13 protein-coding genes are annotated in these 12503 nt (G+C 43.4%); 1 reads left to right on the top strand and 12 read right to left on the bottom strand.

Annotated elements, in window-relative coordinates; translation table 11 throughout:
* Nucleotides 1-83: 83 nt before the first annotated feature.
* The 5 genes from R7P72_RS06695 to R7P72_RS06675 form a co-directional block, all read right to left on the bottom strand.
* Nucleotides 84-557, bottom strand: a complete 474-nt coding sequence (locus R7P72_RS06695; protein WP_053303110.1) for a response regulator — start codon at nt 555-557, stop codon at nt 84-86.
* Nucleotides 544-1881 (bottom strand): ATP-binding protein, encoded by a 1338-nt coding sequence (locus R7P72_RS06690; RefSeq protein WP_005389108.1) that lies wholly within the window; start codon nt 1879-1881, stop codon nt 544-546. Before R7P72_RS06690 ends, R7P72_RS06695 begins: the two co-directional genes overlap by 14 nt.
* Nucleotides 1882-1887: 6 nt before the next feature.
* Entirely contained in the window at nt 1888-3306 is a 1419-nt protein-coding gene (locus R7P72_RS06685; RefSeq protein WP_213907238.1) for an SLC13 family permease, read from the bottom strand.
* A 248-nt stretch (nt 3307-3554) separates the two neighbouring features.
* Nucleotides 3555-4019, bottom strand: coding sequence for a GNAT family N-acetyltransferase (locus tag R7P72_RS06680; RefSeq protein ID WP_017820619.1), 465 nt, complete (start codon nt 4017-4019; stop codon nt 3555-3557).
* A 35-nt stretch (nt 4020-4054) separates the two neighbouring features.
* Nucleotides 4055-4417: a hypothetical protein gene (locus tag R7P72_RS06675; protein ID WP_017634013.1), complete on the bottom strand. Its 363-nt coding sequence runs from the start codon at nt 4415-4417 to the stop codon at nt 4055-4057.
* A 479-nt stretch (nt 4418-4896) separates the two neighbouring features.
* Between R7P72_RS06675 and R7P72_RS06670 the strand changes: the two genes are divergently transcribed.
* Nucleotides 4897-5454: a DUF3750 domain-containing protein gene (locus R7P72_RS06670; RefSeq protein WP_054574115.1), complete on the top strand. Its 558-nt coding sequence runs from the start codon at nt 4897-4899 to the stop codon at nt 5452-5454.
* A 51-nt stretch (nt 5455-5505) separates the two neighbouring features.
* Here the strand turns inward: R7P72_RS06670 and R7P72_RS06665 are convergent, their stop codons facing one another.
* The 7 genes from R7P72_RS06665 to R7P72_RS06635 all read right to left on the bottom strand — a co-directional run bounded on the left by R7P72_RS06665 (nt 5506) and on the right by R7P72_RS06635 (nt 12498).
* Entirely contained in the window at nt 5506-7083 is a 1578-nt protein-coding gene (locus R7P72_RS06665; RefSeq protein ID WP_005389121.1) for a sensor domain-containing diguanylate cyclase, read from the bottom strand.
* 185 nt (nt 7084-7268) lie between these two features.
* Nucleotides 7269-7739 (bottom strand): heme-degrading domain-containing protein, encoded by a 471-nt coding sequence (locus tag R7P72_RS06660; RefSeq protein ID WP_213907237.1) that lies wholly within the window; start codon nt 7737-7739, stop codon nt 7269-7271.
* A complete protein-coding gene (locus R7P72_RS06655) occupies nt 7736-8776 on the bottom strand; it encodes an oxidoreductase (protein WP_213907236.1) in 1041 nt (346 codons plus the stop codon). The genes R7P72_RS06660 and R7P72_RS06655 overlap by 4 nt, the downstream gene beginning before the upstream one ends.
* Nucleotides 8777-8787: 11 nt before the next feature.
* Nucleotides 8788-9561: a DeoR/GlpR family DNA-binding transcription regulator gene (locus tag R7P72_RS06650; RefSeq protein ID WP_213907235.1), complete on the bottom strand. Its 774-nt coding sequence runs from the start codon at nt 9559-9561 to the stop codon at nt 8788-8790.
* Between the two features lie 178 nt (nt 9562-9739).
* Nucleotides 9740-10582 carry a phosphate ABC transporter substrate-binding protein gene (locus R7P72_RS06645; RefSeq protein WP_213907234.1) on the bottom strand — a complete coding sequence of 281 codons (843 nt, stop codon included), beginning with the start codon at nt 10580-10582 and terminating at the stop codon, nt 9740-9742.
* Nucleotides 10572-11192: an OmpA family protein gene (locus R7P72_RS06640; RefSeq protein WP_054574113.1), complete on the bottom strand. Its 621-nt coding sequence runs from the start codon at nt 11190-11192 to the stop codon at nt 10572-10574. Before R7P72_RS06640 ends, R7P72_RS06645 begins: the two co-directional genes overlap by 11 nt.
* Nucleotides 11185-12498: a TolC family outer membrane protein gene (locus tag R7P72_RS06635; RefSeq protein WP_203346048.1), complete on the bottom strand. Its 1314-nt coding sequence runs from the start codon at nt 12496-12498 to the stop codon at nt 11185-11187. The genes R7P72_RS06640 and R7P72_RS06635 overlap by 8 nt, the downstream gene beginning before the upstream one ends.
* Nucleotides 12499-12503 lie beyond the last annotated feature (5 nt).

Below are 12503 nucleotides of genomic sequence, written 5' to 3'. Positions count from 1 at the left end.
GGCCACGTTAAACATGCTGAACTATTCACTATAGATTTCAGACACTAACTGGCCGTGACGAAAACAAGCTTAATGTCCCCCGATTAACGTAGACGTTCAAACACCACACTCTGATCTAAATGTTCGTGATACTGAGTGTAATCTAAGCCCACATCAAAGATATATTGGGTCACCAGGTTTCTAACGCACTCTATTAATTGGCTTGCTTGCCATGGTTTTTCAAAGTAGCGGTCAATGCCTGCGGAGTTGATCGCATTAATCGTATCGGTGTGCGTCGCTTGCCCGGTAAGAAGCACTTTCCTCGTAAAGCCAAAACGACCGTCTTTTGATACATCGGTCAGCAGCTCTACTCCCGTTTTACCTGGCATCACATGATCGGAAATAATCAATGCGATCATCTCGCCTTCTGCATCAAATTCATCCATCAGTTCTAGAGCCTCACCTGCTGATTCGCAGTCTTCGATATTCAACCACTGATTTAACGGCTCTAAATCTTGTAGAACCGCGCTTAGTACCTCTCGTTGGTCATCAACGCAAATTACATTAAGCTTCTCCATGTTCACCCTCTACTGGTAACTTGATTCTAAAAATCGTTTTTTCACTGTCGCTCTTTACCACAATAGAGCCGTTATATCCGGCGATAATGCGCTTCACAATCGACAGACCTAACCCTAAACCAAACGACAATCCCCCCTTTTTAGTGGTGAAGTTTGGCCGGAAAATTTTTCTACGTGTCGCTTCATCAATTTCTGGTCCGTTGTTAGCAATCGTGACCAAAATTTTACCCTTACTCTCCCGAGTATGTATTTCGATACCGGGTTTCTCCGTTTCACCAAGTGCATCGCACGCATTCTTTAAGATATTTACCCAAACTTGGACGAGTTCGGTTTGAGAACCAATAAAAGCAGGTAAATCCGCAGGGCTAAAACGAACACTCACTCGTCTTAAGTCACTTTGCAATAGAGCCAAGGCGCGATTGATTGAATCATTGATGTTAATCGCTTCATCCAAGTCGATATCCGTGCGCCCCAATTGTTTTACGGATCGCACAATGCCAACGGTATGTTTAGAAGCGATGCGTAAGTCATGCAGATCTCGCCCCATTTGCCAGAAACGTATCGCTTCTTCTGGTCTTTTTAGCCAATGTTCTGAAAGGAAGTTATTTGGAACGGCACGTGCAAGATCACGAGCAACCTCCTTGGTTAAACCGTAGTATTTTTCGAAGTGGCGCCCCCGCTTTCTCGCTTCGCTAGAAGAGACTTTCTGCCCTTGCATTAAACCAAAATCAAAAAATTGACTCGCTTCCGGATGAACTTCTTCAAGCAGTTCCATGATAACTGTCTCTAGCCGTTCTGATTTACTGCTTACAACGCCTATCGCATTGTTCAACTCATGAGCAATACCCGCTGCAAGCTGCCCCAACGTTGTCATTTGCTCTGCGGTATGAAGCTTTTGTAGTGCTTTTTCTTTAGCCAATGCCTCTTGCATTGCGCGCCGTTGACGACGAGATAATTCGTTAACCATCACAGGCATAAATTGTGTCGTCAATGGTCCGTATGTCGCCTCTTCCACGGCGGGCGTATCGCGCTGTATCCAAGCCAATTCAACATCGGTTTGAGCAATCACTGTCGAAGAGGCAGTCCACGTACCAGAAAAGAAACTATGTACGCCAATAAACGCACCTTGAGACGCAGAAAATACCTGAATCGGTTTCTTGTCATCTTCCGCGTAATAGCCTGCCAGTTCTCCCGACAGCACATAGTACAAGCGATCGTTGTAGCCAGCTTGCTCAATAAGCACCGACCCGGATAAAACTGTTAATCGGCGTTCAAGGTGATTAAAGTAGCGTTGTACTAACGCGTCTAACTTCGTTTCGTACATGGTGGGTTATCCAATATGCCCAACAGTATGTAAAATCCACACCATCACAAAGCTGAGTAATACGCCAATCACGCCTAGCACGGCACCGATACGAGCCATTTGGCCGCTCTCGACATGCCCTGTTGCATGAGCTAACGCGTTTGGTGGCGTACTGATTGGTAACGACATACCGAGTGAAGCGGCAAATGTCACGACCAAGATCAGAGTAACTTCACCGCCGAGAGGCGTTAGCGAAGCCATAGAAGTACCCAGCGCAGCCATTATCGGCATCAGCAAGTTTGCGGTGGCTGTATGCGACATAAAGTTTGCCATTAACAGGCACAAGAAAGCCGCACCAAACAAGACAACATATGGCGAGAACTGATCAAACGGAATGCTGTGTACCACCAGCTTCGCAAGCCCGGTTTTATCTAGAGCAAGGCCCAGAGCAATACCGCCTGACACCAACCAAAGCACATCCCAAGAGATTTTCTTCAAGTCTTCTTTGTTGATGATGCCCGTCAATGAGAACACTGCGACCGGAATTAATGCTACTGTGTAAGAATTCATTCCATGTGCAGAACCCATCAACCAAAGAATAATCGTGCCGGCAAAGGTGACGTAAACCATTATTGCTTTGGGTGTTTTCAAAAACTTGCTTTTAATGTTCAGATCGATGGTGGTTTGTTCGGCTTTATACAAAAAGCCAATCAGAAACCAGGCTAACGCCATCATCACAATAACGAATGGCACACCAAATACCATCCATTCACCAAACGTAATTAAGTTGTCACCAACCAAATATTTTAGGGCGATGGCATTCGGTGGCGTGCCGATTGGAGTACCAATGCCACCAATGTTGGCCGCAACAGGAATACACAAAGCGAATGCAATTCGACCTGGGTCTTTAGGCCCGAAAACTGCTATCACAGGGGTTAAAATGGACAACATCATCGCTGTTGTTGCGGTGTTTGACATAAACATGGAAAAAACAGCGGTGATCAGCATCAACCCCAGCATAACGAACTTTGGTTTTTGTCCAAATGGTTTGAGTAACACTCGGGCTAAGTTGACATCTAACCTGTACTTTGTCGCCGCCATAGCCAAAAAGAAACCGCCGAGGAAGAGCATGATAATCGGACTAGCGAAGGTCGCCATTATCTCGTTGTATTGTAATAGCTCACCAAAATGTGGCTGCCCTTCTTGAAAACGAAAGAGCACAATACCTTTATTTGATACAAGCAATAGCTCTAGGACAATGATCACAACCGAAGTGGCGTAGATTGGAATTGGCTCGAATACCCAGCAAAGTGCGGCAAGCAAGAAGATTGCAATCACTCTTTGCTGGACGATAGTAATGCCATCAAATGGGAACGCAGAGAGAGGCATCAACCAAACAAGCAATGGTATCAATGTTGGAACAACGTATTTGAGATAAGGGCGCATAGTACTACTTCTCTTCCTGAGATGGTTAGCCAGACACATTTGGCGTTTGGAACGCTATTACCCGCCGCAAAACCAAAACTTTCAGACTGTTTTTAAGCCTTCAGAGACGAAATGCGGTAATGGCGTTCCAGAGAAGATTATGCACACTGTTTTCAAACAAAACGTTGGTGCGAGATCAATGAACTCGTTTTCACATTGGAAAACATTTTATATCTGTGTTCAAGCTCACTAAATGCTCACTATTTAAGTTAAATATACTTTTCCATCATAAAGTTAGTTAAGGTTTCTCCCCTAACCTCAACACGTTGTCGAGACTTAACTGTGAAACCCATTTTCTCGTAAAAAGGTCGGGCGGTAATACTCACTTCAGAATACAGTCGTTTTATCCCCTGTACTTTCGCCTGTGAAAAAAGAAAAGACATCAAATCACGACCAACACCTTGTCCTTGGTATTCATGATGGCAAAAGAAATGATCAATCAAGCCGTCACCTTGCAAATCACAATAGCCAACGACCTGCCCTTCTATCTCCGCGACGTATGGTTGAATATCGTCCATTTTTCGTTGCCACACATCGAGGTCAAAATCTGATGGTGCCCAAGCGGAAACTTGTGATTCCGTATAATCGCGACGATTAATGATTCGCACAGTATGGTAAAAGAGTGCCCACAGTGTTGGGGCATCCTCGGTGCGATAACAGCGTATTGAGAGCATCAATTTCCTCATTCCTATTCAATAAATACTAAGCATTAACGCAAAGTGATACTAGTGAACTCATCATTTTCAATGCCAATCACTAAAGGCTTCCCAATCTGATCACTGTTCATCAATACGGTAGTATTCAGCTCACGGCTTGATCTGCGTATATTGCTTTTTCTTATGATATGAATATTCACAATATAATCGGAATACTCCTTTGTGATTCCGCCGGAAAATTCTACGTGCTCACTTTCATTGTCTCGGACAACATGAAATTTTCGATTGGCTTGAATATCAGTACTGATGGAGGAGTCACCATAGTTCAGTACAACGGACGTTGGTTCGCTATCTTGATTGGCAAAACAGCCAAATGCGAACATGCTTAATGCGAGTATACTTTTTGATTTAAACATTAATTATTCTATTTCTAGTTATTTTTCTGCTATTTGCATGACCAAACAGCACTTGTTCTGTGAGCGCCTATTGTGCCATAGCTGAACGCTGACTCTAAACGCGCAAAAAGATGAGCGATGAAAATTCCGCCCAAAACAAGCAAATGTGAGACAATGTGAGGGTCCCAAACTCACTCAATCAGTCAAAACTCACTGTAAAGCTATGTTTTTTAATGCTTTTAATTCATGTGGTCGTGTAAGGAATACATACAACCTCTTACTTTTTCATACGCAACTAGACGAATCGTTCGAGAAATACGGCATCGTCTATGCCACATGTTACAAATCGGCTTACCTTATTATTACGTATGAACTGGAATTATGGCACTAACTTCCCTCTCTCTTTTAATAAGGAGAGGATTTCAACAATCAGGCTTGCCACGTTTTTATAGCTAAAATCAGTAGAGCGTTACCAACATCGGTTGGTCTAGGAGCAATAAATGAAAGACCTTCTCAACTTTACTCACCTTGTAAAAATTGGGTTCATGTCAATCGCGGTTATGCTGGGTGGATGCACTCAAGGAGATTGGCGTACTGCTAGCAGAGAACCTGCGGGTATCGCACCCGACCCTTCTAATGTTAAGCATGCTGTGATTGAGTTTTACGCCGCAGATGCGTTTGGTTGGCGAGGCTGGTTTGCTGTTCATACATGGTTTGCAATAAAGCCTGAAAATGCGAACGAATATACAGTGTATGAAGTAGTCGGCTGGAGAGTGAATCGCGGACAACCCGCTCTATATCAGTACCAAACTGGGACGCCAGATCGATATTGGTATGGTGCAAAACCAGAAAAGATCCTCTCCATACAAGGTGAAAAGGCCCGCCAGCTTATCCCTAAAATACAAAGTGTTATTAACCAATACCCTTGGGCTGAAGAATATACGCTGTTTCCAGGGCCAAATAGCAATACATTTCCGGCTTGGGTGGGTAAACAAATTCCAGAGTTAGAGCTAAACTTGCCGTTTCGCGCAATTGGTAGCGGTTACGCCAGCGATTAACAGCAAAGGTTAGTCACTGGCTCGTTTTATGTTCAGCATAAAGCGCAATATCTATTGTGCGTCGTCACCCAACTCCGTTCTATTTCTTCCATTATGTTTCGCTTTATACAGTGCATTATCGGCGTCTTTCATTACCGCTTCAATTGGTGTGTCATTGCCTTTCCAGTGAGAAACGCCCAACGAAACCGTGACCTTACCAACCACCTGAAAGTCATGTTGTTCCACGTTGTGTCTAATACGCTCTGCAACATCCATAGCGTGGTTTACGTCTGTTTTTTCCAAAAACATCATAAACTCTTCACCGCCAGAACGACACAGGTGATCATTAGAGCGAGCTTGGTCTTTCATTAACTGCGCAAACTCTCTAAGTAAGTTGTCACCCACGTCATGGCCATAGTTATCGTTTACGCTCTTAAAGTGGTCAATATCTAGCGCCAAAACAGAGAACGCGGTATTTTCCTGCTTAAACAAACCAAGAACTTTATCTAATCCACGTCGATTCAATAATCCAGTCATCGAATCTGTTAATGTATCCAGTTGCAGCTTATCAATGGTTTTTGACACGATACCAAATGCTTTAAGAAAGCTAAGCTTCAAATGTGAGACCTCAAAATACCAAGACTTAACCAGTTTGAGATCATCGATAGAGGATGAATGTTCTTCGACACCTCGCACAGCACCCGCTAACTGCCAAAGTGGTCTAGAAATAAGAAGGGACAAGAACCAAATTAGCAACAAAGTTAATAAACCAATTGGAATCGACTTAAGGAAAACATTCCACATCTGTTCATCTAGCACAGATAACGTCATCGATTTCGGGCGCTGAGCAACAATTCCCCATCCTGATGACTTTACTGGCGCATAACCAGCAAGCATTTCGACGCCGCGAGAGTTAACAATTTCTTTGTTGCCGCTCTGCCCCATCGTCACCGCTTTGATTGCTTCATTATCGTCGATTACTTCACCAACCCTCGATTGATCTGGGTGATAAATCAGAGTGTTACTCTCATCGACAACGTAAAGGAAAGAACCATCTTTGTATGCGTGCTGGCTGAGTAACTCTGCGAGAATATTTTCTTTTTCTAGATAAATAGTGCCGCCGATATAACCTAAATATTCATTAGATTGAGAAAATATAGGGTATGAGATGGTTAACAAGTAATTTCCAGCTGGCGATATAAATGGTTCAGTAACAACCGGTGCTTGAGCGTTTAAAGACTGGCGTTTTCTTTCACCCACTAACCTTACACCTTTAACCTGAAGTGTTTCAGGGGATACAGAAATAATAACCCCTTTTGCATTAACGACAACCACAGAGTTAAATGATTTGGTTTGCGTTCTTAATCTCTCAGCCTCTTTATCAAGAAGTTGAGCGTCATGCATCTTGTCTTTTAGCACGTTCGCACTGTATTTTAGCTGCGACATTGAGCTTTCTATGAAAGAGTCTGTCATTTCAGACATTTTTTGGGCGTAAACACGGTTTGATTCTAACGTGTTATTGATGATGAGATCCCTTTGAACACGATAAATCGAGTAGAATGCGTTGATCAAAGTGACAAGCACACTGAACACACATAGGGTGACAATAAGATTTCTAAGATTGAGTTTTTCTTTTCTTCTAAAAGACATTGCCAATGGCCAACTTTGAAGGCTTTCTATATGAATGAGCGTATAGGTTATATGAAATTGATTTGATTTTCAGGTAGTAAGTTGGGATCAATGTTAATATTTGCTCACATTAAAGAACACTTTATGAGCTAAAAAGAGAATTCAGTAGCACGATAAAGAAACCGTGCTACTTTCATATTTGGCGTTTAAGAGGGTTTTGTCTCTGTCATCGTTTTTAATATCTCCACAACTAGCTGATGATCATCTAACTGCGGTAAACCCGATACCGTCACAACCCCAACCAAACCAGACCCAGAAAGCCGAATTGGGAACGCGCCACCATGAGCACAGTACTCACGAGCATCGAGATGAGGCTGATTTTCGAAATCACGTTGCTTTTGCTTGTTGTACAGAGAAAGATAATAAGAGCTGTGGCCATACCTTAATACTGAGTTTCGCTTCCTACGGACCCAATCTACATGATCAGCACAGGTTCCTGCCATCGCGTATTGAAATAGCGTTTGTCCAAAGCCGTAAACCTCAATAGCAACAGCCGCGCCGCGAGCTTCAGCCTCTTCTTTTAGAGCAAGGCCGATAGACCACGCAATATGGTGATTAAATTCCGCCAACTGAAGTTCATGCTCTTGCTGGGCCACGAGTTCAAGCGTCAAACTCATGGTTTCACCTGAATCGTTTTACCCGTTTTACTGCTTTCCAATGCCATCTCAATCAGAGCGATATTCTGTACTGCTTGAGCGGCAGGAACCGGGTTATCAGTGCCCAAACGAATGGCGTCTGCCACACCAACAAAGTAAGCTTGGTACGCGCCTCTCTCCGTTTTGATAGTTTGCGCACCGTCTTCGTCGTAACGGACGCCGTATAACGCCTCATCTTCTTCCGACCAAGCATCGTTTTCCGGCAAACGGCCTTCTTTTAAGTAGCCCTCTTGAGGATCTAATCCAAACTTTTCATATTTAGCTTCCGTGCCCAATACTTTGTAGCGGAGATTCGGCTCTGGGCTATACAAGTTTGAATGCAAGTGCACAATATGCTCAGGGTAATAAAGTATCAAGTTGTAATAATCAATCGTTGTCGCACCCGGGCGCATCATTCGACATTGTGCGTCTATCGCATCTGGCAAGCCAAACAACACCAATGCTTGATCGAGAAGATGAGGAGCAAGGTCGAATAGAATACCACCACCATCTTGGGCTAGCTCTCGCCAGCGTTGACGAACTTCAGGGCGGTAACGGTCAAAGTGTGACTCGAATAGCTTTATATCACCTAACTTACCTTGTTCGATAAGAGATTTAACCGTGAGAAAATCTCCATCCCAACGTCTATTGTGAAAAACGCTCAGCACCAGACCTTTCTCTTCCGCCAAGGCGATAAGTTCATTACCGTCTTCTATACGAGTAACAAACGGTTTCTCGACGATGACGTGTTTCCCATTGTTCAACGCACGCTTTGCAAGTTCGTAATGTACGTCATTTGGCGCAGTAATGATTACGAGCTCTACATCACTATCATCGAGTAAAGTATTCGCATCAGAAAACCACTTAGCATCTGGCCAATCATTTTGAACCGCCTCCTGTTGACGCGAGCTTATCGCGCTCAGCGTTAAATTTGGTAGCGCTTTAATGAAGGGTAAATGAAACGTTTTTGCTGAATATCCGTAACCAATCACAGCGGTTTTTACGGGATCGTAAGCCATTCTAAGATTCCTTATTTCGGTGACACAACAATACATTCAATATCATTGTGATCGAGGAGTTGTTGAAAATCTGATTGAGGGGGATGATCGGTAATAATGATGTCGATCTTTGACAAATCACATACGTGGTGGAAATTGTCGCTACCAATTTTTCGGGATTCACAAACGACGATGACCTGCTGAGCTTGAGCAATCATCGCTTGTTTCAATGTTGCTTCTAACAAACTATTTGTTGTCAGCCCTCGGGATGACAATGCACACACGCCAATGAACGCTTTGTTCACGTGATAATGCTGCATTTGCTGCTCTGCTTGCGCCCCTAAAACTGCTCTGGCATAAGGGTCAAAGTGTCCGCCTAAGAAATAAACGTCCATTGTGTCGTTTGTCTCAGCAGCGGTCAGCACATCAATGCTGTTAGTAACGACGTTGAGCTTGTTTTCTCCACAATGCGCTTTTCCTGCATAGAGTGGGAGCAGAGACAAAATGGTGCTGGTATCAATAACAAGATGGTCGCGCTCATCCAACAACGCTGCGGCAGCTTGAGCCAGTCGATGTTTAACGTCACTCACGGGTCGACTCGCGTATGCCTCGGTATGGGAAGAGATCGGCGCAAGCATGACACCACCTCGTATTCTTTGTAACCCAGGCTGCTGACTCAACTTAACTAAGTCTCGGCGAGCTGAATCTCGCGAGATACCAAAGTACTCACAAACTTCAGACAACGTTACTTTATTTTGCTGATCCAGCTTCGCTCTGAGCGCTACGAGTCTTTCTTCTTGTGTCATAACTTAAATTCACTTAAGCGATTTTAAGCAAACTTGCCACAATGATAGAAAAATTACCAACAAAACCACTTATAACCAACTCAATTGACCAAAAGTTAACCAAAGATAAATGAGCAGCAAGGCAAAACTTCCTAGGACGGTACGTTCACTCAAGCCCACATAGTTAGGCTTATGAAGTTTATTTATACCCGTTTAAAACAACTGGCTCATCTAGCCCTAACTTCACTCTATTTCTTTTAATAAACGCTTTTGGTAGTGGAATAAACCCAGCATTTCGTACCTGTTGTGTATTGTTGTCGGTTGTAAGGAGTTCAAATAGTTTTGATTTTGTGATTTTCTGATTGGTGTCGAATTGTTTATTTATATAAACGTAATAGACCACGGAAAATGGATAGCGAAGAGAATAGATGCAATCTGTGCTCAAAGAGCATGAGTCATCGTTATGATGAACAGAGAGAGCCTTGTAGCTCGACCACTGTTCTGAGTATTTAAAATCGGAGTATTGCATATAAGCTTTGGCTGAAAAGTCGTCACTTAAAGCGCGTTTCAATCGGTCTTCATCAAGCATTTGAATCGATGATTGACAACCATTAGAGCTCACATCTGGGTTACTTAAACGCATCTCCCCGAAAGCATACGTATTTGCATCACAGCGTTTCAATTCACTAACGGAAACACTATCTACCGTACTCTTTTGACTATTGATTACGACAATAGCGTTTGCCATTAAAAACAAACGTGTAGGCCTGTGGCCTCTTTCTCGTTGAAATCGGGAGATGTTTTCATCTGACCATTTCTTAGATGTGATCGCAATAGAGGCTCCGTCATTTAGCATGTCGTTAAAACCACCAGACTGAGATGCAAGCGCTACATTTACACTTGGCTCATCTATCAATGTTTCTATCGTTTCTAGTATCTCTGGTTCGACAAAAATCGATGTTCGAGCCTCAGAGTCAGCAAATGCCAGCGGTGAAATCAAACATGAAGTTAGAGCAAGGAAAGGCAAGACTTTAATTTTCATAATTCAGCTCCAACTTCGAATTAGGTGTCAACTCGCTGTCCGAACTAAATATAGTCCACGCTTGTTCAGTACTTTCAGCTTTCGTGTTTACAACAGCAATTGTGCGCCTTTCCCGTTTTTTTAGTTGTACCGTCAATGCCGTATTCTGATAAAACTCTTGCTCTTCAATTCGATTGTCTTGAATGCCGTTTCTCACTAGCAATTCTCGTATAGCTGCCGTTCTTTTCTTTGCCAACGCTTTGTTGTATTCGAGTGACGCTTCAGGGCTTGTGTCTCCTATCAGTATGACTTGCGCATTTGGGTTACTCTGAAGCAATGCTTTCAACTCGCTTAGCGGCATATCATGAGATGACGTTACCTGATGCTCATCCATCGCAAAGAAAAAACTGATCAGGTGTGTCTGCGAGTCGTTGACCCAATTCGCACAGCCTTCACTGTCAACAACGACACCTTTTGGCGTATCTGCGCAGTTATCTCGTTGGTTTATCACGCCATCACTATCATTGTCTTTAAGGTCGTTGTACTGGTAAGTGGTCAACGTCGTATTCGGTGATTCAGCACAGCCTGCTAACATAAAAACTAGAAGACTCGTCACTGCGAATTTATCCATTATTGTTCTCCTTCCAGTTCTCTGGATACTCAACTCGCAACGCATAAGTCAGAATCCCCATCGAGTTGAATAAACGGTAAGTGGCAACCAAATGATCGTACTTTGTTCGGGTATAGTTCCGTCTCGCAACAAACGTTTCAACTTTGGCATCTAATACATCTAACAAACTGCGTCGCCCTACATTGAACTGCTGGATGTACCCTAATTCAGTTACTTTCGCCGCATCAACGTTGACTTTTAAAAACTCCATTTGCTGTTGAAGCAATGTATGTGCGTCCCATGCCAGCCTTACACCTTCATTCGCATCTAGTTCTGCATTTGCTCGAATAGCCCTCGCCTCCTCTACTCGCCAGGCAGATGACTCCACTCGGGAGTCTGTAGAAAAGCCGTTAAAAAGATCGTAGTTGACCGTCAGCATAACCTTTGCATCTTCGTTAATGCCTTCAATATTATCCACGTTGTCTGTTTTGTTGGCTGACAGCTCAAGCTTGAGCTCTGGGTAGTAATCCCCCTTTTCTCTTTTTACTTCATGTCGAGCCGCCTCTAAATCTTTCATCGCCGACTGTATGGATGGGTGCAACCTAACCGCTTGTTTGAGTGCTTCGTCAAGCTTATTCGGAAGCAATTCCTGCGGGTAAACAGGCTCAACTAAGTTTTGCGGCACTCGACCAACTAAACGTACAAATCTTGTTCTAGCATCGGAAAGATTGTTTTGGGCGGCAATCAATGAGGACTGTGTTGTCGCGACACGCGAAGAAACCTGCGCTAAGTCGGAGTTGCTGGTTAAACCTTTTTCTTTTTTATCTAGAATGAAACGGTAGATCTCTTGGTGTTCATTTAGGTTTCTTTCTGTCAGTTTCATCAACTCTCGGGCATGTAAAACATCCACATACGCTCTGACAGTATCTAATGCAACATTTTCCGCAGATGCCAATAAGTCCAAGCGTTCAGCTTCAGCCTCGTAAGATAGGCGATCAACATCAGCACTTGTTTTAAATCCATCAAATAACAGTTGGGAGATTCTTACGCCCATCTCCGTTCTTTCTAATGTTCTATCTTCACTGTCGATGTAGTTTCCGTTGTTATATCGAGTACCTTCGTACCCTGCTGCTGCATACAAATTAACCTGAGGAAGAAATGAACCATTTATGGCATTTCGGTCTCGTACCATCGACTCATAGCGAGAATAGCGAGCAAGCAAACTGGGGGAGCTATCGAGAGATAACGTAACTGACTCTTCTAAAGTCAAAGCGTTTGGCGACGATGATACTGCAAACAAGACCAATAACGTTGATTTAAGCCGCATCTTAT

The organism is Vibrio sp. Vb0888, from assembly GCF_033338835.1.
In the GTDB taxonomy this organism is placed as follows: Bacteria; Pseudomonadota; Gammaproteobacteria; order Enterobacterales; family Vibrionaceae; genus Vibrio; species Vibrio alginolyticus.
The sequence above is the reverse complement of the archived record's forward strand: the minus strand, read 5'-3'. Positions and strand labels throughout refer to the sequence as shown.

Excerpts from the sequence above, each read along its gene's own strand:
- R7P72_RS06695 (WP_053303110.1), bottom strand. The coding sequence starts at position 557 with ATGGAGAAGCTTAATGTAATTTGCGTTGATGACCAACGAGAGGTACTA.
- R7P72_RS06690 (WP_005389108.1), bottom strand. The coding sequence starts at position 1,881 with ATGTACGAAACGAAGTTAGACGCGTTAGTACAACGCTACTTTAATCAC.
- R7P72_RS06685 (WP_213907238.1), bottom strand. The coding sequence starts at position 3,306 with ATGCGCCCTTATCTCAAATACGTTGTTCCAACATTGATACCATTGCTT.
- R7P72_RS06680 (WP_017820619.1), bottom strand. The coding sequence starts at position 4,019 with ATGCTCTCAATACGCTGTTATCGCACCGAGGATGCCCCAACACTGTGG.
- R7P72_RS06675 (WP_017634013.1), bottom strand. The coding sequence starts at position 4,417 with ATGTTTAAATCAAAAAGTATACTCGCATTAAGCATGTTCGCATTTGGC.
- R7P72_RS06670 (WP_054574115.1), top strand. The coding sequence starts at position 4,897 with ATGAAAGACCTTCTCAACTTTACTCACCTTGTAAAAATTGGGTTCATG.
- R7P72_RS06665 (WP_005389121.1), bottom strand. The coding sequence starts at position 7,083 with ATGTCTTTTAGAAGAAAAGAAAAACTCAATCTTAGAAATCTTATTGTC.
- R7P72_RS06660 (WP_213907237.1), bottom strand. The coding sequence starts at position 7,739 with ATGAGTTTGACGCTTGAACTCGTGGCCCAGCAAGAGCATGAACTTCAG.
- R7P72_RS06655 (WP_213907236.1), bottom strand. The coding sequence starts at position 8,776 with ATGGCTTACGATCCCGTAAAAACCGCTGTGATTGGTTACGGATATTCA.
- R7P72_RS06650 (WP_213907235.1), bottom strand. The coding sequence starts at position 9,561 with ATGACACAAGAAGAAAGACTCGTAGCGCTCAGAGCGAAGCTGGATCAG.
- R7P72_RS06645 (WP_213907234.1), bottom strand. The coding sequence starts at position 10,582 with ATGAAAATTAAAGTCTTGCCTTTCCTTGCTCTAACTTCATGTTTGATT.
- R7P72_RS06640 (WP_054574113.1), bottom strand. The coding sequence starts at position 11,192 with ATGGATAAATTCGCAGTGACGAGTCTTCTAGTTTTTATGTTAGCAGGC.
- R7P72_RS06635 (WP_203346048.1), bottom strand. The coding sequence starts at position 12,498 with ATGCGGCTTAAATCAACGTTATTGGTCTTGTTTGCAGTATCATCGTCG.